Source organism: Bdellovibrio sp. HCB-162, assembly GCF_047344985.1.
Taxonomy (GTDB): Bacteria; Bdellovibrionota; Bdellovibrionia; order Bdellovibrionales; family Bdellovibrionaceae; genus Bdellovibrio.
Window position 1 is genome coordinate 1,905,093 of sequence record NZ_CP178861.1, and the last position, 22,308, is coordinate 1,927,400.

Annotated in this window: 24 protein-coding genes; 13 read left to right on the top strand and 11 right to left on the bottom strand. The window is 42.6% G+C overall.

The window, feature by feature from the left end; translation table 11 throughout:
• Positions 1 to 60: 60 nt before the first annotated feature.
• From fabD to ACLSSO_RS09350, 4 genes are all read right to left on the bottom strand, one after another.
• Positions 61 to 1,035, bottom strand: coding sequence for an ACP S-malonyltransferase (gene fabD / locus ACLSSO_RS09335; RefSeq protein ID WP_413944763.1), 975 nt, complete (start codon positions 1,033 to 1,035; stop codon positions 61 to 63).
• Positions 1,036 to 1,038: 3 nt separating this feature from the next.
• A complete protein-coding gene (locus ACLSSO_RS09340) occupies positions 1,039 to 2,025 on the bottom strand; it encodes a beta-ketoacyl-ACP synthase III (RefSeq protein ID WP_413944818.1) in 987 nt (328 codons plus the stop codon).
• 32 nt (positions 2,026 to 2,057) lie between these two features.
• Positions 2,058 to 2,243 (bottom strand): 50S ribosomal protein L32, encoded by a 186-nt coding sequence (gene rpmF, locus ACLSSO_RS09345; RefSeq protein WP_295906120.1) that lies wholly within the window; start codon positions 2,241 to 2,243, stop codon positions 2,058 to 2,060.
• Between the two features lie 82 nt (positions 2,244 to 2,325).
• Positions 2,326 to 2,880 (bottom strand): YceD family protein, encoded by a 555-nt coding sequence (locus ACLSSO_RS09350; protein WP_295906123.1) that lies wholly within the window; start codon positions 2,878 to 2,880, stop codon positions 2,326 to 2,328.
• Positions 2,881 to 3,046: 166 nt separating this feature from the next.
• Here ACLSSO_RS09350 and ACLSSO_RS09355 point away from each other — a divergent pair, with 166 nt between their 5' ends.
• Positions 3,047 to 3,913 carry an alpha/beta fold hydrolase gene (locus tag ACLSSO_RS09355; protein ID WP_295906126.1) on the top strand — a complete coding sequence of 289 codons (867 nt, stop codon included), beginning with the start codon at positions 3,047 to 3,049 and terminating at the stop codon, positions 3,911 to 3,913.
• A 148-nt stretch (positions 3,914 to 4,061) separates the two neighbouring features.
• Positions 4,062 to 4,457: a hypothetical protein gene (locus tag ACLSSO_RS09360; RefSeq protein ID WP_295906128.1), complete on the top strand. Its 396-nt coding sequence runs from the start codon at positions 4,062 to 4,064 to the stop codon at positions 4,455 to 4,457.
• Here the strand turns inward: ACLSSO_RS09360 and ACLSSO_RS09365 are convergent.
• From ACLSSO_RS09365 to ACLSSO_RS09380, 4 genes are read right to left on the bottom strand one after another with little or no spacing between them, the layout of a single operon-like run.
• Complete coding sequence (locus ACLSSO_RS09365) at positions 4,454 to 5,386, bottom strand: ABC transporter substrate-binding protein (RefSeq protein ID WP_295906130.1); 933 nt, start codon at positions 5,384 to 5,386, stop codon at positions 4,454 to 4,456. The two genes, ACLSSO_RS09360 and ACLSSO_RS09365, sit on opposite strands and share 4 nt — an antisense overlap.
• Before the next feature lie 10 nt (positions 5,387 to 5,396).
• Positions 5,397 to 6,152, bottom strand: a complete 756-nt coding sequence (locus ACLSSO_RS09370; protein WP_413944764.1) for an ABC transporter permease — start codon at positions 6,150 to 6,152, stop codon at positions 5,397 to 5,399.
• A complete protein-coding gene (locus ACLSSO_RS09375) occupies positions 6,149 to 6,898 on the bottom strand; it encodes an ABC transporter ATP-binding protein (RefSeq protein WP_295902811.1) in 750 nt (249 codons plus the stop codon). The genes ACLSSO_RS09370 and ACLSSO_RS09375 overlap by 4 nt, the downstream gene beginning before the upstream one ends.
• A 3-nt stretch (positions 6,899 to 6,901) precedes the next feature.
• Positions 6,902 to 7,516 carry a 2OG-Fe(II) oxygenase family protein gene (locus ACLSSO_RS09380; protein ID WP_413944765.1) on the bottom strand — a complete coding sequence of 205 codons (615 nt, stop codon included), beginning with the start codon at positions 7,514 to 7,516 and terminating at the stop codon, positions 6,902 to 6,904.
• Positions 7,517 to 7,709: 193 nt separating this feature from the next.
• Here ACLSSO_RS09380 and ACLSSO_RS09385 point away from each other — a divergent pair, with 193 nt between their 5' ends.
• The gene (locus tag ACLSSO_RS09385) at positions 7,710 to 8,042 is read left to right on the top strand and encodes a hypothetical protein (RefSeq protein WP_413944766.1); all 333 of its coding nucleotides are present in this window, start codon (positions 7,710 to 7,712) and stop codon (positions 8,040 to 8,042) included.
• A gap of 58 nt (positions 8,043 to 8,100) precedes the next feature.
• Here ACLSSO_RS09385 and ACLSSO_RS09390 read toward each other — a convergent pair whose 3' ends face one another.
• Positions 8,101 to 8,634, bottom strand: a complete 534-nt coding sequence (locus ACLSSO_RS09390) for a tyrosine-type recombinase/integrase (protein ID WP_295902819.1) — start codon at positions 8,632 to 8,634, stop codon at positions 8,101 to 8,103.
• A 382-nt stretch (positions 8,635 to 9,016) separates the two neighbouring features.
• Here ACLSSO_RS09390 and ACLSSO_RS09395 point away from each other — a divergent pair, with 382 nt between their 5' ends.
• The 9 genes from ACLSSO_RS09395 to ACLSSO_RS09435 all read left to right on the top strand — a co-directional run bounded on the left by ACLSSO_RS09395 (position 9,017) and on the right by ACLSSO_RS09435 (position 20,008).
• Positions 9,017 to 9,607 carry a hypothetical protein gene (locus ACLSSO_RS09395; protein ID WP_413944767.1) on the top strand — a complete coding sequence of 197 codons (591 nt, stop codon included), beginning with the start codon at positions 9,017 to 9,019 and terminating at the stop codon, positions 9,605 to 9,607.
• Entirely contained in the window at positions 9,604 to 11,376 is a 1,773-nt protein-coding gene (gene argS, locus ACLSSO_RS09400; RefSeq protein ID WP_413944768.1) for an arginine--tRNA ligase, read from the top strand. Before ACLSSO_RS09395 ends, argS begins: the two co-directional genes overlap by 4 nt.
• A gap of 154 nt (positions 11,377 to 11,530) precedes the next feature.
• Positions 11,531 to 12,646: a Glu/Leu/Phe/Val dehydrogenase gene (locus ACLSSO_RS09405; RefSeq protein WP_340591738.1), complete on the top strand. Its 1,116-nt coding sequence runs from the start codon at positions 11,531 to 11,533 to the stop codon at positions 12,644 to 12,646.
• Between the two features lie 172 nt (positions 12,647 to 12,818).
• The gene (locus ACLSSO_RS09410; protein ID WP_413944769.1) at positions 12,819 to 13,625 is read left to right on the top strand and encodes a tetratricopeptide repeat protein; all 807 of its coding nucleotides are present in this window, start codon (positions 12,819 to 12,821) and stop codon (positions 13,623 to 13,625) included.
• Positions 13,626 to 13,637: 12 nt separating this feature from the next.
• Complete coding sequence (locus ACLSSO_RS09415; protein WP_295902829.1) at positions 13,638 to 14,792, top strand: PQQ-binding-like beta-propeller repeat protein; 1,155 nt, start codon at positions 13,638 to 13,640, stop codon at positions 14,790 to 14,792.
• A 3-nt stretch (positions 14,793 to 14,795) separates the two neighbouring features.
• On the top strand, positions 14,796 to 15,176 hold the full coding sequence (locus tag ACLSSO_RS09420; protein WP_413944770.1) for a hypothetical protein: 381 nt from the start codon (positions 14,796 to 14,798) through the stop codon (positions 15,174 to 15,176).
• 164 nt (positions 15,177 to 15,340) lie between these two features.
• Positions 15,341 to 17,686 carry a hypothetical protein gene (locus ACLSSO_RS09425; protein ID WP_413944771.1) on the top strand — a complete coding sequence of 782 codons (2,346 nt, stop codon included), beginning with the start codon at positions 15,341 to 15,343 and terminating at the stop codon, positions 17,684 to 17,686.
• A complete protein-coding gene (locus ACLSSO_RS09430) occupies positions 17,665 to 19,347 on the top strand; it encodes a hypothetical protein (protein WP_413944772.1) in 1,683 nt (560 codons plus the stop codon). The genes ACLSSO_RS09425 and ACLSSO_RS09430 overlap by 22 nt, the downstream gene beginning before the upstream one ends.
• A 370-nt stretch (positions 19,348 to 19,717) precedes the next feature.
• Positions 19,718 to 20,008, top strand: a complete 291-nt coding sequence (locus ACLSSO_RS09435) for a hypothetical protein (protein WP_413944773.1) — start codon at positions 19,718 to 19,720, stop codon at positions 20,006 to 20,008.
• Between the two features lie 585 nt (positions 20,009 to 20,593).
• On the opposite strand, the gene ACLSSO_RS09440 is transcribed toward ACLSSO_RS09435, so the two are convergent.
• The gene (locus ACLSSO_RS09440; protein WP_413944774.1) at positions 20,594 to 20,812 is read right to left on the bottom strand and encodes a hypothetical protein; all 219 of its coding nucleotides are present in this window, start codon (positions 20,810 to 20,812) and stop codon (positions 20,594 to 20,596) included.
• Between the two features lie 208 nt (positions 20,813 to 21,020).
• Here ACLSSO_RS09440 and ACLSSO_RS09445 point away from each other — a divergent pair, with 208 nt between their 5' ends.
• Positions 21,021 to 21,611, top strand: coding sequence for a hypothetical protein (locus ACLSSO_RS09445; protein ID WP_413944775.1), 591 nt, complete (start codon positions 21,021 to 21,023; stop codon positions 21,609 to 21,611).
• 21 nt (positions 21,612 to 21,632) lie between these two features.
• Here the strand turns inward: ACLSSO_RS09445 and ACLSSO_RS09450 are convergent, their stop codons facing one another.
• Positions 21,633 to 22,283 carry a hypothetical protein gene (locus tag ACLSSO_RS09450; RefSeq protein ID WP_413944776.1) on the bottom strand — a complete coding sequence of 217 codons (651 nt, stop codon included), beginning with the start codon at positions 22,281 to 22,283 and terminating at the stop codon, positions 21,633 to 21,635.
• Positions 22,284 to 22,308: the final 25 nt, after the last annotated feature.

Consider the following 22,308-nt stretch of genomic DNA (forward strand, 5'->3'; position numbering starts at 1 on the left):
CGCAACCTTGTGTTGTTTTCAGCACACTCTGACTGAACTCCGAGCAAAGCTCAAGAAATTTCAATGACTCGAAGCTTTCAAAAATTCTTCAATAGTTTTAATATCTTCCATGCTTGTTGTGGTCATGACTTTGAAGAAATCTCCATCGATCTTTTTAAGCAGACCTTGAAGGACTTTCCCAGCGCCACATTCGATCACATTCGCATGACCCATGGCTTTTAAAACTTCCATGCTTTGAGTCCAACGAACCGGAGCCGAAGCCTGACGGATCAAGTTTTCACGCAAGATAGAACTTTCCGTTTCCGCTTTCGCGTGGAAGTTTTGAATGATCGGGAAGGCCGCTGTTTTAAATTCCATCGCGGTCAATACCATGCGCATTTTGTCTTCGGCAGGTTTCATCATTTCACAATGGAAAGGCGCTGAAACCGTGAGTGGGATAAGCTTTGCGCGTTTTGGAGCCTCAGTGAAAATCACTTCTGGTTTGAAATTGTCTTTCAACCAGCTGATCGCTTTTTGCGATCCAGAAATAACAATCTGTCCTGGAGAATTAAAATTCGCTGGAGACAAAGGACCAAAGCCGGAATTCTTCACAACGTAACTGCAAAGAGTTTCAACTTGATCCGGTTCTAAACCAAGAACCGCCACCATTCCACCTTGTCCAACAGGAACCGCTGATTGCATCGCTTGACCACGAGTGCGAACCGCTCTCATTGCCTCATCAAAACGAATCACGTCAGCGGCAACAAGAGCTGCATATTCACCAATTGAGTGACCCGCAGCTGCAACAGCTTTAACACCGAAATCGTGGCGCAAAACTTTTTGTGTCGCTGTGGAAACAAGAAGAAGAGCCGGTTGAGTATTTTCAGTTAAAGCAAGATCCGCTTCAGAGCCTTCGAAGCAAAGTTTTTTCATGTCTTGCTTTAGCGCTTCAGAACCTTCTTCGAAAATTTCTTGAGCGACTTTGAAGTTATCAAATAAAAAACGGCCCATACCAGGTTGCTGGCTGCCTTGTCCGGGGAATGCCAATGTAAACATGCTTTAGTACCTCAAAAGAATACTGCCAGAAGTCAGACCAGCTCCAAATGCCGTGAGCAAAATCGTCTGTCCTCTTTTGATTTTTCCATTTTTGACGGCCCAATCGAAGGCCACAGGAATAGAAGCTGCCGACGTGTTACCAGTTTCCTGAAGGTACACAATCACGCGCTCCATTGGGAATTTAAACTGATCAGCCACAGCTTCAATAATGCGCTTGTTGGCTTGATGAGGAACAATCCAGTCCACGTTTTCAGGTGGAACTTGATTGTGTTCAAGGGCCTCTTTGCAACAAAGAGCCATTGTGCGAACCGCGTTTTTGAAAATCTCACGGCCACGCATAGAAACATAATTCAACTTGTTGTCGATGACGTACTGAGATTGTGGCATCGCACTTCCGCCGCCTGGCAAAGTGAGAAGATCTGCAAGATCTCCGTCTGCATGAAGGTGCGTGCTTGCGATGACTTGTTTGTCGCCATCTTGAGCGCGAGAAAGAACCCACGCACCAGCGGCGTCACCGAACAAAATGCAAGTTTCACGATCTTGGTAATTGACGAAACGGTGAAGAACTTCAGCGCCGACAACAAGAACATTCTTATACATTCCTGTGCGGATGAATTGATCAGCGATAGAAACACCGTAGATAAAACCAGAGCAAGCGGCATTCAAATCAAACGCAACGATGTTGCGGCAACCGAGCTTGCTTTGCAGATAACATGCTGTCGACGGCATCTGGCGGTCACCAGAAACAGTACCAACAACAATCATATCAATGTCTTCGGGTTTTAATCCTGCGTCTTCAAGAGCTCTGCGAGAAGCTTGAAGGCAAAGGTCCGATGTGGCTTCACCTTCAGCTGCGATATGGCGGCGTTCGATCCCAGTTCTTTCAACAATCCACTGATCGCTCGTCTCAACCATTTTTTCGAGATCTTGGTTCGTGAGAACCTTCTCTGGTAGATACGAGCCTATCCCTGATACGCGAGACCGAAACATTCCTGCCATGGAGTCAACCGTTCTGTAAGAGATTACTTAGCTGCGCTGATTTGTTTGCCTTTGTAGTACAAAGCGCCGTCAGCACCTTTGTGCGCACGGTGTGGACGAGTCAATTCGCCAGTCTTTTTTTCTACAGATACTGCTGGAGTAGACAAACCGTCATGTGAACGGCGCATATCACGTTTAGCACGAGATGTTTTCTTCTTAGGAGTTGGCATTTCAAACCTCTTTTTGAGTCATTTATAATCGAAGCACGTTAATTTAACCAAAGAATGATAAAAATCAACCCTTTAATTGGGGTTAGTTGATTTTGATATTCTTTAAAACAGCGAAAGGATTCTGAGGCTTATCCTCAGGCATCTGCTCGTCGTAGCTAAAGCTGCGTCCTTTCACAGGAATCTTGCAAATTGAGCAGTCGCCATTTTCATCTTCAGGGCCTGCTGGATTAAAAGGCGCAGCAAGAGCGACGACCTCATGAAGATATTCCCCAATATCAAACAAATTCCCCTCATATTCAGAAACGTCAGGACCGTTCTCGGGAAGGTCACTCACGTGATTGACCTTGGAATATTTACTGCCGCGAGGATGATCTTGTTTGGGGATTAGGAATTCATGGAACTTTGTATCTACAGGGAATGCGAAATCAATCCCGCAGCGAGCGCATTGCTCAGGAAGCTTGGTTTTCATAGTTCCGACAAGTTCGAAGTCTCTGGAATTCAACGGTTTAATAAAAAACTCAGCTTCGTGGGGAGTTTTTCCGATCAAATCCGCTAAAACGGAGTTGAGCTCTGCTGTTTGTGAATTCCAGTGGTACGCTCGGCCTTCTTCGGGGATTTCAGTCAGATTGATTTTCATAAAAAACTCCTAAACACCCCACTAAGGACCTTAAATAGAGTGATATATGTGGGGGAAACCGTTGTAGTAGAAATGGGGCGGTTGGTCAAGGTCTGTTTTGGTCGGGGCTCCCTTGTGACGGCCTCTAGAGGGAGTAGTCTGGGGCTGGAAGCAAAAGGGGGTAGTTATGGCAACTCTCAAAGTTAACGGTACCGAATACTACTATGAAGAGCACGGTCCCAAAGAGGCTCCGGCAATTGTACTCAGTCCACTTCTTTATACAGACACTTCAGTTTATGAGCCTCTCATTCGTATGTTCTCTGACGATTATAGAGTCGTTGTTTATGATCATCGCGGTTTAGGAAAATCCGCAGGAGCACCGAGCACCAGTCTTGAGCATTCCGCCAAAGATGTCGCTGCTTTAATCGAAAAATTAAATCTAGGTCCTTGTCATTTTGTTGGGAACTGTCTTGGTTCTTTTGTGGGATTGCATTTAGCGATTCATCGCTCGGATCTTTTAAAAAGTTGTACGTTAATGGGAGCAACGGCAGAGGCGGAAAGTGATGAAACAGTTCGCGACATGGACACATTCATCACCAATGCAAAGAAAAACGGGATGAAATCGAGTGCGAAGTCTTTTTCTGAAATGTGGTTTGGCTCTACTTTCCGCAATACCAAAGATCCTATTCAAGTCACTCGCCGTGAAAAATGGATCAATCATCTGGGAAAATTAAAACCCGAAAGTCTTGATGCCGCCACGCAAATTTATCATCGCAGTGACGTAACAAAAGATCTTTCAAAAATCAGCTGCGCGGTTTTAGTGATTGCCGGTGATGAAGATTCGCCTACGAATTTGGAAGCTTACCGCCGCATGGTTAAAGCCATTCCAAACGCAGAATTTAAAACCATTCACCATGCAGGATATGCACTTGTGATTGAGCAACCTGAAGAGATCGCAGAAAACATTTTAACATTCATCGAAAGAGTCGAGCATCACTGGGCTGCAAAACAAAAACAAGCTCCCCGTGAGTTTGGTTTTCGCAAGGCGGGTTAAAGTGTCGTTTGTTGGCGAGGGCTGTGAAAACTTCATGGCTCTCGCTAAAAAATCTCTTATAAATTCATTTAATTTCATCTGAGCAAAATTCACGTCGGCACAAGGCTTGTAATAAAGGCGGTGTTATCTCAGGACGTGTGAGGAAGTTATGATGAATTTAATCGCCTTTTTTAGCTTAATTCTGTTCACAACAGAGGCGCTTGCAAATGAGGTCGTTGTTACTTGTCGTGGCTCTTTAAAGCCCACTATGGCTTCTGTTGAAACGTACAAGGTTTCACTGACAGATCGTGGGAACATAATTATTGAAGGTCAGTATAAAGACACACCCTCGATTTTTATCAACGTGGATAAAGATGAAGTCGTAAAACAAAACGATGACGAAGGTTTGCACTTGGAATCTTCCAAGAAACGCTTGGGAATGGTTTTCTCTAAGCAGTCTGTGCAGATCAATTATAAAACGGGCAAAGGCTCGGCTCGCGATTTTCAAACCATGGATAGCATGGTGAAACCACGAACCGTATTTTTGGATAACTGCCGTCGTTAGTAATTCGCGAAAAGATCTTGGGCTTTCGGAGTGCTCTTGATGAGTTTAAGATCTTTAAGTTGCTGAACCAAAGCCTCCCAGCGAGTCGCTGTCATAGATCCCAAAGTTTCTTTTGTTTCGATCAAAGGTTTTTGTACTTCTGCCGCTTTATTGAATGTCTCTAAATCTAAAGACTTATTCAACGTCGCCATGTATTGATTCGTGGCTTTAGGGTCTTTTAAGTAAGCAGCCCAACCTTCACGAGAAGCCTCGACAAGTTTTTTTACAAGCTCTGGTTTCTTATTTAAAGTTTCTTCTGTTGCACCAATCACAACTAAATACGGATTAAAACCTTCGTCGGCGATTAAGAAGTTCTTCACTTTCGCGCCGGCTTTTTCTGCACTCAGGGGTTCTGTAGTGATAAAGCCTTGTTGAGAGAAGTCTTTGTTGTTGAGGAAATTGCTCACACCACCAGTATAAGGGACCACTTTCACTTTGGGTTTTCCAAACTTTTGTACCAGGAATTGATAATAGGGAAGACCTGACTGCATGGAAAGAATGCCTTCGCTGGCAAAAACATCTTTCAAAGATTTGAAGTTCTTTTCAGCGTGGGTCATTACAATGTACGGAGCTGTTTGGTAAACAGCAAAAAGACCTTTGACCTTGTTCTTTGCATTTCTGTCTTGAGAAAGAATGATTTCATCAGCACTTACGATTGCAAATTCAACCTTGTTGTTCGCAAGCATTTGCACTGTCGGAGTTCCTGAACCACCTTCTAAGATTTTTACATCAAGTCCGTGTTTTTTATAGATTCCTTGAAGAGCGGCCGCATAGAAACCGCCAAACTCAGGCTCCGCTTTCCAATTTAAAGCCAGTGTGACTTGAGTCGGGATTTGTGCAAAAGCAGGTGAAACCAAAAGAAAAACTAAAGAAAGAATCCAACTTTTCATTTTAAATCCTTTATTCCTGGGACGAAGATGCAAAAGGGCGTCGCCATGTGATGAGTTTATGTGCTCCCGTAAGAACACCCATAAATAGCAATCCCATGAGGGATAACAATAATAAAGCTCCAAAGACGATGTCTACTCTTTGCTGTGTGCGTGCAGAGTCGATCATTGCGCCAAGTCCGCCGCCACCTACAAATTCTCCAGCGATCGCACCAATGATGGAAAGACCGGCAGAGATTTTAAGTCCTGAATAAATATAGGAATAAGCACTTGGAAGTTTAAGTTTGATCAATGTCTGAAGGCGACTGGCGTGATAAACGCGGAAGAGGTCTCTTTGCGATTCACTAGCACTCTCTAGACCCATCAGTGTGTTTGCAATGATCGGAAAGACAGAAACAATAAAGCTTGAAGCGATCACTGTGGGAGCGCCGAAGCCAAAATAAATCACAAGCAATGGAGCGATAGCGATAATAGGAACTGTCTGAAAAAAGATCGCAAAGGGTAAGATCGCTCTTTTCAAAAGATCTGAAAGAGAAAATAAAAACGCTGTGAGACTTCCGGATACGATACTGATCGCCAGACCTAAGAGTACGTTGATCAGGGTTTCTTTAAACGCTGTTAGAAAGTCCGCCTTTAATTCTTGAAGTGTTTGGATCACAGTGGATGGAGCAGGAAATAAAGTGTCGCTAATCACGCCCTGGCGCACGCAGAACTCTAAAAGCAATGTTAAGATGACAAAACTAATAAAGGCCGGAAGAAAACGTCTCATGCTTTCAGCCTTTCAGAAAGATGTCTAACGATACGATTGAGGTCTTCAGAAGTTCTTAAAGCTTCCGTGCGATTTTTCGGGAGATCCAATGTTTGATCTAAAGTGATTTTTGCACCTGCTCCTTTTAACATAATAATTCGTTCTGAAAGATACGTGGATTCAAACAACGAGTGTGTGACAAATACGATGGTCATCTTTTCGTTTTTCCACAATTCTAACAATTGATTTTGCATTTCAAAGCGTGTCGTTTCATCCAGAGCGGCGAAAGGTTCGTCCATCAACAAAAGTCGTGGTGAGCTGACAAGGGCTCTCGCCAAAGACACGCGCATCTTCATACCGCCGGAAAGTTCGTGGGGAAAAAGTTTTGCGAACTCTTCCAGTTTTACCTTTTTAAGAGCTTCTATCACGCGATGGGATTTTTCTTCGTAGGAAAGATTTTTAAATGACGAGTTTAATTCAAACGGCAAAAGAACATTTTCAAAAACGGAGCGCCACGGCAGTAAGTTGGCTTCTTGAAAGACAAAGCTAAAAGATCTTTTTGCGGTAGGGGAGAGGCTCACCTCCCCGCTTGTTGGATTTTCTAGACCTGCGATTAATCTTAGTAATGTCGATTTGCCGCAACCTGAAGGGCCCACGATAGAAACAAAAGAACCCGGCTCGATATCAAGATTCAAATCTTTAATCACTTCACGCTTTGTGAAGTTTTTTGCAAGATCCTTGATGTGAATGCCAAGTCCTTCTGTCATCAATTACACCCAATCGTAGTTAAAGCTGATGCTGATGCGTTCCTTGTTGGAATCGTTTTTAGGAACCTCATGACGAAGCCAGCTCTCAAAGAGCACCACGTGGCCTTCTTTAGGATCTAAAGAGTAATAGCGTTGATTATGGTCTTTGGCGTTGTGTTTGCGCGGTGGCGACGCCATGAAAGAATCCATGCGCGGGTCTTCAAATTTTAAGGAAGAACAATTTTTCGGAGTTTGGACATAATAAGTTCCGCTGATCACGGAAAGTGGATGCAAGTGCATCGTGTGAATCACGTCCGTCGGCATCACGTTCACCCAACAAGAGGTCATTTTGAGTTCTTTGGGATTGATATCCATTTCTAGATGCTTCACGAATTTACGAACGTGCTTATCGATTTCTTTTTCTAGTTCTTCAAAAGTGCTGGAAACTTTGTGCAAAGACGAAATCGATCCGTAAGAGGTGTATCCGCCTTTATAGTTTTTGCGCGACCAAATCTGCCCTTCCTCGTCGATCTCTGCAAACTTAAGAGCCTCTGTTTTTAAGTCTTTATTCAGCTCCGCCAGACCTCGTGATTTCAGGGGAGAATAATAGATAAAAGTAGGGAATAAGGTCTTTATCATTTTGAGACACCTTCGCAAATACTCTAGAGATATCCTCAACATAGGGCCAATTGTGTCTCAATTCAAGAACAGAACGTCAATTGTTAGACAGATGTTAGCCTCTTCATCAAAGCAACGCCGCCAGATGGAAATAGATGCGTTTCTGCGTGGCACCGCCCTTGCTTTAAGTAAAGGCATTACCAAGGAGTGAATTATGAAAAAGCAATTACTTGTAACAGTTATCGCAATGATCCCTGCTATGAGCTTTGCGAAAATCTCTGACTTTAACGCTCTTATTTCTGAGAACGTAAAAGCTCAAAATGAACTTCACTCTACGGTGAAACACAATCTTAATGATGCGAGAGATGCAGTAGCGGCCGCTCAAGTTCGCGAGCGCATCGTTGTAGTGGAAAACTCAGGTGTCACTTACAATGCTCCAACTAAAAAAGATCTTTTGGCTTTCAAAAAAGAAAAACGCAGTCACCGTGCTTCTGAAGACAAACAATTCGAGCGTCTTGCTTCAGAAATCAACTCTGCTGACTACTAATTTAGAAATTTAATTTTGAATCACCAAGGCCTTCCGAATCCGGAGGGCCTTTTGTTTTTTAAAGAATCAACTTACGAAGCTCTTGTTGAGAGTAGACGTAGTCCGCATAAACCATCGTGTTTGTGATGTTTCGATGTCCCAAGGCCACTTGAACGAGGCGCAAATCCTTCGTTTTTTGATAGAGCTCAATGGCGAAAGTATGTCTTAAAGCGTGAAATTTCTTTGGAACGGGGCGATACATTTCCCAGACCTGGTAGAGGCGATTGTAAGAGATCGGAAAAACCGAGGTTCCGCCTTGCTGTTCAGCGAAGCGATGAAGTCGATTAAAAAGGTCGGAGTGAACCGGAATCTCGCGGTCATTGGAACCCTTTAAACCCCGGATAAAAATGCTTTCATCATAAGGATTCAAGTCACTGCGTTGAATGTTGAGAACTTCTTGAGCCCGGGCCCCGGTCCGCAAAGCCACCCAAATCATCAAACAATTGCGTGGATCTTTATCTTGAAAATCCCCGAGAATTTTTCGCAAACGTTCTGTTTCGGGCGCGAGAAGATATTTGTTCTTATTAAGCTGATACCGAGATGCCGTGGCCATAACTCATCATTCAGAAGTCGAGGTGCCTTTGACAAGGGGATCTTACGACGCATTGCATTCAAAGTGGTGATATATAAAAAATATTTGTTTAGATGCGCACGGTCGAATTATTGTGCGCCGCATAAATCTACAACCCCGCGAAATCACTAAATAAAATATATAGTAAAATCGAATACTTAACACTAAAGCTTATAACTATAAGCTTTAGTCTGATTTGAAAATGGGGTGCCTGGGGTATGCCTGAAAGAATTCTTTTGTGGTTTCAATGACTTAGCTTGACGCCTGGAAACCTCATCTGGAATCATAGCTGTATTATACAACGCTATTTATTGTGAATAACAACACAAATGTTGTGAAAAACAATAGTCTAGATGGGGTTTGAATGGAAATGGATGTTCAAGGTCTAGGTCAGGAAGGGTTTGAAAAAGCCACGTTTGACGAGGGGTTTTTGGAGGGGGATTTAGGGCCTCGCTCAAAGACATCTTTACGGATGCATTATGAAGCTCAGGTTTCAGTCATCCAGAATCAGATCGGAAATTTGGAAGAAATTCGGGGGTCTTTAGGGCTTTCTCAACGCAAAATGGCCCAACTTCTTTTGGTCGACCCATCCACTTGGACTCGTTGGACGAAGCAGGGCGATGAAGCTCCCCCACATATTTGGCGGGCTCTTCAATGGTATTTGGCTTTGCGGGAAAAAATCCCAGGTTTAACTCCTCAATATTTTATCAGTACAAATCCGCAGGTTTTGCATCAAAAGGCCTTGAAGGAGTTGGAGAACGAACGCCAAGAACGCCTTGAAAACATGGGAAATCTCTCTCAGAAACTGCAAATTTTGGTGGATGAACGCGCAGGACTTGAGGGAGAGCTTAAGAAGCTTAAAAAAGACCTGAATTTTCACAAGAAGATGAGTATAGTCATTCTTCTTATTAGTATCTCTTGGGCAGCCGTTTTCTGGTTTTGGAAAGGTCTATGATTAAACACGACGCCATTCGACTTTTAGTCACGCAAACCATCTTTGAAGTTGTTTCTTCTGTTTATCCAGATGCTGTTCAAGCCTCGTCGCGCGAAACTTTAGAAAATGAAATTTACAAAGCCCTTGTGCTACCGCCGCAATCAGAATTGGGTGATCTCGCTTTTGGTTGCTTTTTGCTTTCAAAGTCTTTGAAAAAATCCCCGGCCGATGTGGCAAAAGAAATTGCCAACGGAATCGCTGCTAAAAATACATCTGATATTAAAGCTGTCGCCGCAGGTCCGTACGTCAACATCACTGTCGCTGTCGAACTTCATGGAAAACTTGTTTTAAATGATATTTTAAGCGGCGGTTTCTTTAAAAAACAGCTTGTCGAAAAATCTCCAAAGACAATGATTGAGTATTCTCAGCCAAACACTCACAAAGAACTTCACGTGGGTCATATGAGAAATCTTTGTTTGGGAGATGCGATCGTTCGTATGCAAAGATATGCAGGTCGCGAAATCGTGGCGTCCACATTCCCTGGTGATATGGGAACTCACGTGGCGAAATGTCTTTGGTATATGAAAAAGCACAACCAAGAACCAGTTCCTGAAACAGGAAAAGGGGAGTGGTTGGGGCGTATGTATTCTAAAGCCAATCTTCTTTTGGAAGATCAAAACGGCACTCCGCAAGAGGCCATCAATCGCCAGGAGCTGACGGACATTCTTCATCAATTAGAATCCAAAAAAGGACCTTACTTCGATCTTTGGAAAGAGACTCGCGAGTGGTCTATTGAATTGATGAAAAAGGTCTATAAATGGGCCGATGTGTCTTTCGATGAATGGTATTTTGAATCAGATATGGATTCTCCGTCTGCGGCGTGGGTGAAAGAACTCTACGCTCAAGGAAAACTTGAAATGTCTGAAGGTGCTATCGGAAAGAATTTGGAATCTGAAAATCTTGGATTCTGCATGCTTTTAAAATCTGATGGCACGGGACTTTACGCGACGAAAGATTTGTTGCTGGCAAAACATAAGTTTGAAGACGTGCACATTGAAAAAAGCGTTTACATCGTAGATATGCGCCAGGCTTTGCACTTTAAACAAGTCTTCCGCGTTCTTGAGATCTTAGGATTTGAACAGGCGAAGAATTGTTTCCATCTTCAATATAATTATGTGGAACTTCCAGATGGAGCGATGAGTTCTCGTAAAGGCAATATCGTGCCTTTAACAGAGCTTGTTCATCGCATGGAAGATCACGTGAAAACGACCTACTTAAGTCGTTATGAAAATGAGTGGTCAAAAGAGGAAATCAACACGATCGCCGGACAAGTGGCGAAAGGTGCGATCTTCTATGGAATGCTCCGTATCGATACGAATAAGAAAATCGTTTTTGATATGAACGAGTGGCTAAAACTTGATGGGGAGTCTGGACCTTTTGTTCAATATTCTTATGCGCGTATTTCAAGTCTTGGCAGAAAGTTCCCGCGCACACAAAAAGACGTGAATTGGGGACTTCTGACTCACGCTTCAGAACGTCAGTTGATGCAGGCGTTGTTTGGGTTTAACTCTTCGGTTGCGCAAGCGGCGGAAAATTATAAACCGGCTGCGATCTGTACTTATTTGTATGAACTCGCGAAAAAATTTAACGTCTTTTATCATGAGTGCCCGATTGGAACAGAAAAAGACGAAGCGCTTCGTGAAGCACGTTTGGCTTTGAGTTCTGCTGTCGGCATCACTCTGAAGCAAGGTCTGGCTGTTTTAGGAATGCCAGCTCCAGAGAAAATGTAGTGAGAATTTGGGCTCTCGTTATTGCGGGAGCCTTCTATTTTTGCCCCAAATTTAGGCGATTTTCCTCCCCAACTTATTCGCTGCATTATCACTAGTCTTTTTACTCAAATGGAACCATGATCTCCTCGCAATTTAAATTACGAAGGAGCCTACGTTGGGAACTTTTGAGCTTATTTCTAAGCATGGAGACCATGAGCAAGTTGTATTCTGTAACGACCCTCATGTCGGACTGAAAGCGATCATCGCTATTCATAACACTTCTTTGGGACCTGCTTTGGGTGGTACCCGTATGTGGAACTACAAAAATGAAGATGAGGCTCTTGTCGACGTTCTTCGTTTGTCTAAAGGGATGACTTATAAAGCGGCGGCTTCTGGTTTGAACTTGGGTGGTGGTAAAGCGGTTATCATCGGTGATCCTAAAACTCAAAAATCTGAAGGATTGTTCCGTGCATTCGGTCAATTCGTAAACTCTTTGAATGGTAAATACATCACGGCTGAAGACGTGGGCACTTCTGTTCAAGATATGGAACACATCTACATGGAAACTCCTTGGGTGACTGGTATCCCTAAGGACTTCGGTGGATCTGGTGATCCATCTCCCTACACAGCACACGGTGTTTTGATGGGGATTAAGGCCTCTGCAAAAGAGAAATTCGGAACTGATTCTTTGAAAGGCATGAGAATCGCCGTTCAAGGTCTTGGAAACGTGGGTTCAAACCTTGTGAAGTACCTTAAAGAAGAAGGTGCTGTGATCACGGTGGCTGATATCGATATGAACCGCACTAAAAACGTAGCAGAAGCATACTCTGCAAAAGCGGTTTCTCCAGATGAAATCCTTTTCACAGAGTGCGATATCTTGGCTCCATGTGCCTTGGGTGCGATCGTGAACGATCAAACAATCACGAAGTTCAAAACTAAAGTGATCGCGGGTGGCGCGAACAACGTTCTTGCTGAAGCTCGTCACGGTGACCAATTGAAAGAATTGGGCATCCTTTACGCTCCAGACTACGTGATCAATGCCGGTGGTTTGATGAACGTATTCGTTGAACTTGAAGGTTATTCTCCAGAGCGCGCATTTGAAAAAACAAAACGCGTTTACGACAACATCTTGAAAGTTTACGAAGTTGCAAAACGCGACAATATCGGAACTCACACAGCTGCGGACCGTTTGGCTGAAGAGCGCATCAACACAATTGGTCGCTTGAAACAACGTCACCCAGGTAAATCTTCTCGCGCGTTCACGACGCTTAAAGAAGTACACAACCGCTAGTTTTCGTTCAGCTGCTCTCGGAGCTACTTAGTGTGGCCATCCGTGAGCAGCCTTTCTGCCGGCCGTCGTGGCCGGAGGCACCTCGCATCATTGTCACAGCTGAATTGACAACACACCTCGACCAAAGAACAATCTTTCTTCGTGTAAGTATTTATTAACAGCGAGGAATATCTTGAGCACTAAGTTTACAAAAGATGAGTTGAAATCTCCGGATCAAGTGACACAAACCCTTAGAAAAGGTTTTGTTTGGACAACGGGACATTCCAAAATGGTGATCACAGCCGTTGCCGTTTTTATCGTGATCGGCGTTGGAGCTTCGATCATGAACTACATGACTGAGAAAAAAGAAATTTCTCAGCAAGAGAAATACTTCCTTCTTGAGAAAGCCTACAGCGAGAAAAAACGTGGTTTTGAAGAAGCAGCTCGCGCTGAAGTGATGGCGGCTCAGTCTAAAGATAAAAAGAACGTTCCAGCCGTAGATCCTTCTAAAAAAGCTTCTGGTGATATGCAAAAAGACTACGGCACTGAAATCACGGGCTTTGAAGCTTTCATCGATCAAGCACCAAACACAAAAGCAGCACAAATGGCCGCTTTGAATTTGAGCGAAATCTATATGAACTACAAAAAGAACGATGAGGCGATTGCGACGTTGGCGAAAGTAGAAAAAGGTCTTGATAAGAAAGACGTCCTAACAGGTCTTGTTCTTATGCAGATGGGAAATGCTTTGGCGGATAAGAGCGATTGTAAAGCTGCGATTGAAAAATGGCAGACTTTGGCTAGCAATAAAGCTTTGGCCTTTGCTCACGATGAAGCAAAACTTCGCATGGGTCTTTGCTTTGAATCTATGAATGATCTAGCGAAAGCAGAAGAAATCTACACTGAGATCGGTAAAAAAGACGATCAAGGCACAACAGATTTCGCAGCTTCTCGTGAAGCTCAAAAATATTTGCGTTTGTTAAAAGCAAAAAAGAATCTTTAATCAGGGGACTTCATGAAGTCGATTCTTCTCGGATCTCTGGTGCTGGCTTTGACAGGATGTGCGACAGTAGATCGCACACTTGAGCAATGGAGTTCAAAAAATAACAGCAAAAGAGAATACGAAGTTAAAACGGCGTGGGTTCGTCAGACGACTGTTAAAGACAATCTGGGCTTTCGTAAAATCAATCGCATGACGCCTCTTTTGGTGAATGATCTCGTCATTCAAGGCAATGGTCTTGATGGCATCGTCGCTTATGAAAAAGAAAGCGGCCGTCAAAAATGGCGTTTGGCGATTCCAAATGGTGTTGAGCCTAGTGCGACATCCATTCGTGATCGTTTGTTCGTAGGTGCGAGCGATGGGAATTTTTATTCCGTTGAATCCAGCTCCGGTCAAATTCAGTGGAGCTTTCCAACGAAGGCCGAAAACCTTTCAGCACCTTTGCTTGAAGAAGGTGTGGTTTATTTCTTAGCTGGCAACAACGTGTTTTACGCACTGGATGCAGCGACAGGACGTCAGTTGTGGTTGTACTCTCGTCAGGACACATCACAGTTTTCCATTCGCGGTGGCAGCCAGGCGGCGTTTTATAACGGCACTTTGTATGTCGGATTCTCCGACGGATCTTTGGTGGCTTTGAATGCGAAAACAGGCGCTGTGGTTTGGGAATTACAACTGAATCGCAACAAACGTTTCCGTGATATCGATGCAACTCCTGTGATTGATGGAAATCAAATTTATATCGCAGGCTATGATGATAAACTTTATTGCGTGTCCTTGGATAAAGGCGAAGTGATCTGGCGTATTGATGGCGGCGGATACAGTGCTGTCACAATGGTGGGAGATAAAATCATTTATCCTACGACCAATGGTGAAGTTTGGGCTTTGAAAAAAGCCAATGGCGATAAGGTTTGGAGCTACAAGCTTAAAGAAGGTATTGCCACTCAAGTAAAAGCTTACAAAGGTTCACTTGTGTTTGGGGAGTCTCAAGGAAAATTAAAGTTCCTCGATCCAAACTCAGGGGCGGAACTGGGCGCGATGGAACCTGGACGAGGTATTCTTTCAACTCCTCAGGTTGATGAAAAAGCCGGTCGCGTTTATTTCATTTCAGGCGAAGCCAATCTTTTTGCGATCAACGCAGGTTGGATTAAAACACCTTATTTTAAGGAGTAAGAGATGAAAAAGCTGCTTATGACTTTACCTCTTTTGTTTGTTTTGGGTGCTTGCACTCATGGCAATTGCAGAACTCAAAAAGGGGCGGAAAAAACAGCCGTAACAAGTGAGGTTCCTGTGACTAAATCAGCAGCAACGGATCGTGTGAAAGTTTATAAACCCGATGGTTCTTTGCAGTGTGGTCAGGGTAAAGCTATCCCTGTCGCGGAAATGCAAAAACAACTGAAAGGGATTCAGGTTTACTCTGCTTCAAATAAAAATGACGGAATGATGCGCATTCAACTTTGCGGTTCTCCAACAGGAAACAACAATGTCTATGAAATTGATCGCAAAGATCTTGAAGTCGCTTTGAAAGCCGGCTTCAAAGAGTGGACTTTCGAATAAAAAATCAGACGGGGAGTCGGGTCTCTTTTTGAGGCGTCTCCCCTCTTGACAGGCGGGTGACAAATCTTGAATTTCATCCCCTTCTCAGATTGAGATTAGCAAACCATTTTAAATACTTAACCCGGCACACAGACTTTGCATAGGACTCCTATGAGGTGTTTTCTATGCGTAAGATCTATACTCTTGTACTGGCATTCTTAATCGCTACAGGCGCAGTGGGCGGTACGGCTCGCGCTGAAATGACAGCTGAACACAGAGCCCAATTGACTCAATTGGATTATCTATTGGCTGTGGATCGTTTGGATTTTTATTCAGATGGTCTAGCAGATTATTTGATGGATCACGATCAAAAGGTCGCGGCAGAAGCCATTCGCCGTATTGAACCTGAAGACTACGCAAAAGAAAGATACAGCTCTCAAGATCTGAACAATCCAGATAAATGGAATGAATTGATCTTGCGCATGTTACATAAGAAATTCCCAGAATTTAAGAACCTCACTTTGAAAGATATCGAGTGGAATTATAACTTCTTCCGCAAAAAATTAATGGAAGGCTTTAAGGCGGATCCTATCACTTTAAAGCGTGAAGCTTCAGTTTCTGGTTTGAACAATGAACCTGTGACTTACAACAAAAGATCAATCCCGAATGTGGATGGCAAAGCTATTTTGCTAGACGCTGAAAGATATATTTCTGAAAAAACAACTCGCGCGCTTTTCTGGGATGCTGCAATCACAGGTAAAGCGATTGAATTCCACATGGGTACGGAGCGCGACTTCCGTCAAAGGGTGTCTCAAGAAGACCGTGAAGTTGTTGCAGAAGTAAAAACTCGTTCTGCAAACTACAATAAAATTTATTTGGTCTATGATGCTCGCACAAAAGAATATTCTTATGCATTTACGCGTATTTCTGGCGATGACCGTGTGAAACACTTGATCGCTCAATTGCGTATTTTGAAATACGAAAACAAGGTGGCTTTAAAAAGTGACTTCGTTCGCGTGTATGGAAATGCCAATGCCGTTCACAGACAACAAGAACAACGTCTTGTAGAGCTATTTAAAACACTTCCGAAAGCTGACATGGTTGTGATCGGCCAGAAATCAGCGATCGGTAACGTGATTGCGATGGCTGGTATGATGGCGCAGGTTCAACCAGATATTAAATCTGTTGTGGGTCCTGAAAAATCACAAATCCAAAAACTTTCTCAACGTGTGACAGAGACTGGAACATATTTCTCTGTAACGACAAAAGCTCCTGTCGTGAAAACAGAGTTTGAAAAAATACAAAATCCAATGGCTTCAAGTTATGAAATCGTGACTTCAGAACAACCAAGCCATGATATCTCTGACGTTCTTTTGGAAACAAAAGATGGTCGTATCGTGCGCTGGAGATTTATCTCTAACATGTGGGGAGATGAAGTTGTTCCTGTCGCTCGCGCTATTAAAAATTCCGGCCACGACAAAGTGGTTTATATCGGAACTGCCGGCGGAATTATCGGAAAAGGTCTGAAAGTCGGGGACGTAGTCGCTCCTTCTAAGACTTACACTCAAGATGGCAAGCTGTTTGATCTAGAAAAACCTTCTTACGGAACTGATTTCGTGAAGACAGGCCAAACTTTGGGTCAAGTGACGTCTCCATTTGATGAAACTAAAAAGTGGTTTGATAAATGGAGCAATAAAATCGACGTGGTTGAACTTGAAACTGGTTATTTGAAAGAAAACCTAGGTCCTAAAGTCAGCTTCCAGCCATATCTTCTTGTATCAGACGTTGTGGGCTCTGAGCATGAAACGTTGGCTGTCGCTGCCGCGGACTCTGGAAAACGCAAGAACGGTCAATTAAAGCTATTAGAGAGCTTGTTTGTGAACAACGGAATCAAAGCTCCGGTTTCAAATGTTGAAATGATCTCGGCGGAAGGCGCTGTGAAAGTAATGTATCATAAAATTGATTCATTAAGAGCGTCTCGCGATGTCACTTCGAAATTGCAATTAACTCAGTTGGCTCTTCGCAAAGGTTTGAAAACGGATGCCGAATTGGAAGCTTTAATTAAAGCTGAACCTTCTTTTGATCGCCAGCTTTTGATGGATAAGCTTGAGAAATATTCCGGGGCCTTGGAATTGATCTCTAAAAAGATTTCCGGAGTGAGTTTTGCAATTGTTGGTGGCGAAGAACTTTTGAATGGCACTTGGAATCCTAAGAAAGCTTTGAAGTTGCAAGTAATGGCAGGAAATATGTCTGCGGCTGACGCTAATAAAGTTTATGCGGCGGAGCTTTCTAAGATCCAAGCTGTGATGGGTAAAGAATTAAGCGTTGAAATGGTGACTTTCGATGCGGAAAAAACACGTCAGGCGGTGTTCTTTAACTCGAATTCGAAACGAGTTCTTGCGAACCACTACGAAAATAAAATTCTTAAGAAATTAGGTTTAACTAAAGAAATCGATAAAAACGGTGGCGTTCGTTTCCGCGAAGTCACTGAGTCTGCTGGAGGTATGAGATGCGAAGCCGTCCTTTTGTAAAAAGAACTCTTCCTTGTTTGGCGGTGGTCCTGGCTGTAACGATGCAAGCGGCACCGGCGCATGCGGGTCTTTTTGATAAGATCATGTCAGCAGCAACGCAGATTTTAAATAATGCGAAGTCGACGACTCAGTCTCAACCACTGAAAAGTGGGATGGCGGGTGCACAAGCAAATGCAACTCAAGCGCCTGTTGCTGAAAAAGCTCCGTTCTCTATAGAAGTCGATGTTATCGGAAAAATCGTTGCAGAAACGCAGCCGTCGCCTTACTCAACGGATCTTCGCAAGACTTCAAAAACCATGGCTGAAAAAGTAAGTTCTGTGGCAACGGAAACTCATACTGAAATTATTCCTGAATACACGGAAAAAGGTCTGATCTTCCACATCCGTTATGATGAAACAGCTCTTCAGAATCCAAAACTTCTTGTGAAAGATTTGGCTTTGGTCAGAATGCTGACTTCGACTTCAAATTATTGGGGCACTCAATCCAACATCTTTGAAGGCACCATGAATGAAAAACTTCGTGCCGAAGTTGAGTCTCCGCATGCGATTGCGGAACTTATCACAAATGTGCGCGAAGGCAGTCCTACGGCGAAAGCCCGCTGGAATACTTTGCAGGCGGATCTTCTTGAAAACGTTTCTGTAAAGCCAAATATTCTTCAAGAAATGGGTCTCAGTTCCAATGTGGTTCAAGATATTCGTGAGGAATTAAAAGCTAAATCTGCGGCCCTTGATGAGGCCGCCGCTCAACACGCGCGCAAACAACAAAAGGCCTTGGATAAATGGAAATCTGAGACGGGTGCGCTTGATAAAATGGAAGCCATGCAAGACAAGCTTGATGATTTGATCTTAAAGAATGACCGTAAAGGCGTTCGTCAAATGCTTGAGGCTTATCTACCTTGGTCTGTGATGGAGCCTGTCGAAGCAAATACATGGAAAATCTGGCTTGAAGCCATTGAACATCCAGATGCTTCAAAAACAACCGTGGCGTTCCGTGGTTTGAAATACGATACGGATAAAATCCAACGCAAACAAACTGCCAATGGCGAAGTTTATGGTTTTATGTCGACAGTTTTAACTAAAAACCAAGGAAGTTATACGCGTCGTTTGAGATCTTTATCTACAAACCGCGAGAAAAATGGAGATATTGGCTTTAAAGTTCATGGTGAAAACATCAGATCGACAAAGATCACAGATCAAATGACGGCGCATGCAAGAAACCCTGTGGCGTCTAGCTTTATCTCATTTACGTACGATCCAAATGTCGCTTACAGATTCATGGGTCAAAATGTAACAAAACAAGTTAAAGGAGAAAACGTTTCGGTTCCATATGGTGGTCTTTTGGTAGTTAAAATGGATTCGCGCCGAATGATTCCAAATGTGCCATCTATGTACAGCAATGAAATCGAACTTTTAGCACCATTGATTGTATTCCCAGATGAAGTTGTTAAATACAAAGAAGGATCTTTCACGAATGAATATTCATTTGCTAATTTCGTAAAAGAAATCTCTGAAAAAACCGGGATTAATTTCACGAACTGGTCCACAGCGGCAGATGCTAATAATGAAGGCCTTAGAGAAAGATACAATCGTGAAGGTCATGAGTTCCTAAAACAAATGACGGAAGTGAACTTAAAAGCGATGAGTTGCTCAAAAGTATTCTAGGAATTTAATCAAAAATACAGGCTCTGAATCGATGGATTTGGAGCCTTTTAAAGCCTCAGATCGAATACACCCATAAAAGACATATACCATACGTTACATAATATAACTTATCAGAAGAATATATGGACCTTCCCCTGGATATAATCTGCAAGCAATTCTGTTTGTGAGTGAATTTAAAATCCATGCTATTTTAGATACGCACCGCCACCATATTGATCTTACCCAAAAATTACAGGTGGAATCTTGTTGATTCATGCGGGAGATTCAGACTGCTTTGACGAAGAAACACCACCACGTTTATGCGATGGTGTATTAAACGTTATGAGCATGGCATGGTAGTTACGGCCGGAAATAATGAATCAATGTCTTGGTGGATTTAAAATCTTTGGTAGTTCATGGTCGACAACTTACGGAGATGTTTGGACAGCTTTTGCTGGGAACGTTTGAATTAAAGAATCGTGTGAATAAAATCCCTGATGAAGTGGATATTCTCGTCACACACTCCCCGCCATTTGGAATTCTTGATGCCGGTCATGGGTCGCAATCTTTACGTGAGAGAGTTCTTAAAGTGAGACCCAAGGTTCATATCTTTGGGCATAATCATCATGAGTGGGATCCGCCACGCAGGATTATGTACTTTTTGTTAATGCTGTCTCCGTAAAATTTATAGCGAAAACTTTTTTGAACAAGTTATAGAACTCAATCGATGATTTGATCTAAATGTCCATGATGTTAGTCGCCATTTTTAGGAAATAAGTAGTTCGCAACAATAATGAATAAACCTAAAACCGTTGTAGTCGTAGTGCCTAAAAGAGTGATTATTGTCGCATCAGATAAATAAAATGGAGCTGTCTCTACTCCATTTAAATAAACAATTACCCCTACATAGGAAAGATACCATATCATTACATTGAATATTTTGTACGAGAACTTTAAGCGCAGAGTTCTGTTTTGTATTTTGTTATTGAGATTTTCTCGCTGAATGTGCTTCTCTATTGCTCCGTCTGTTACGTCTTCAAATTGAATAGTTGGCATTCGATACCTGACCTAATTTCATACATTCTACTTTTGAAGACATTATGTAGCCACAAACAAATATATGTATACAAAAAAAGATTCTTTGTAGGCTATGGTCTGTTTTAAATTTTCAATGAAAAGAGTGTGTGCACAGGTTAGAAAAAAACCCACTTTTAAATCAGTGGGTTTTTTCTAAATTTACCTGCCGAGGAAAATTGAGCTTCCTATGTTATCCGACTCCAGGTATGACGATCTTCGTTTCGTTTCCATTCTTGTCTTTAATAATTACACTACTTTTTTCCGCGAGAGCTTTGGCTATGACTTCGGCTACATCTACGGATAGTTTTACGACGTCGCTGCGACTGGATGTGTGGAATACTTCGCGAAGCTCCTCAATTTTGTTGAGGGTTTGATCCATCATTTGCACTTGGACATTCTTCTTTTCCATTTAACCTCCTTGGTAAAACCATGGTGATTCCATGTTAATATATCGGTTTTGCCATGGTTTTACAATACCTCCAGGACCCTAAATTCTCAAAATAGATCGCACTTAATTAAGTCATCTCGAAATAAGGCGATTCTGACGGTAGATAATATATGCTTCACTTGTTTTATTGGCATGTTTAATGATTTATTTTGAGACAATGGGAGGAAGAATGTCTAACACCAGTTTACGTTGTCAGGACGTTCCTAAAAAATCTTTTGCTGCTGGGGCTACAAAACTTGAGATAGCAGGCATACAAATTACCGCCGCGATTCAAATGATGTACGAAGGAATACACCCTGTGGCAATTCACACGGTGGCTTCCTCAGCTTTTCAAATTGTTCGCGATCTTGGCAGTAAGCAGGGATCAAGACGTCTGGATGAGATTGAACTACGGATCGCTGACGGACAAAAGGGTCGATATTATAAGGAGATCAATAAATTCTGGACGTTTTTTAAGCATGCTAATAGCGATCCAGATGCAACTTTTCCAGAAAATGTAGATGAGTCTATTAACGATTTTGCATTAAGATTCGCAATTTTTATATATGAAGATCTTGGTGGATCTGAAACGTTAGAAATAAGATCCTTCAAACTTTGGTTTATGGGTGTTTACTTGGATCTATTTAAAGAAGAAGTAAAGGAGCAGCTTGGTTCATATCGCCCTAGTTTTGAATCTGCAACTCGTGCAGATCTTATTAACATGGGAAAGCTTACCTTGCGTAAGCTTAAACAACAGGAACCGAGTTTTAAGAAGGTCTAGAGTTTGACGATGGGCTCGCTCTTAATTTGCCGTCTTTCTTGGATTCTGGAGATATTTTTCACCAACATTCCATTCAAGATTTTTGATAATCTTCTTGGTCTCTCTCGATGCATTTTTATGATTTGATAAATATTGCTTTACGGCTCTAGCTAGAAAAAGAAGAGTTTTTTGGGATTTATTGAAAAGAACTGTGTTCTCAGTTCTTCTGTTCCGAAGGTCTTCAAAATATTGCTCGGCGTAGCCTACACGCTCTAAGATCTTTTTTGTTCGTTTCTCTGATGACTTCTTTAATAGGCATCCAAACCAATCTACCTGTAGAAAATCATCTGTAGGCATAAAGTTGAGAATTGGGCTATTCTCATTCTGTAGACGTTTAGCCAAAGTATGAGGTCTAAACTTCAGAGCTTTAATAATCTTTGGATCTAGAATAACCCGACCAAAATCTGCTGATCGCTCTAGGTGGTAAGCATCAACATATGCTTGTCCAACTAGAATGTTTTCTTCGGGATTAATGAAAAGACTGCCAACCGAAATTGCTCCTCTCGTCCATATATTTAGTTCGAGGGCTAATTCGTATTGCATGTTAGCTATTGTTCTAATCATTTCGGCCAGTTGTTTAAAAAATTGCTTCTCTTGGTGTACCTTAAGGGCAAGGACAATAGAGTCTGACACAGCGATAACTTTTATATCTCCAAAA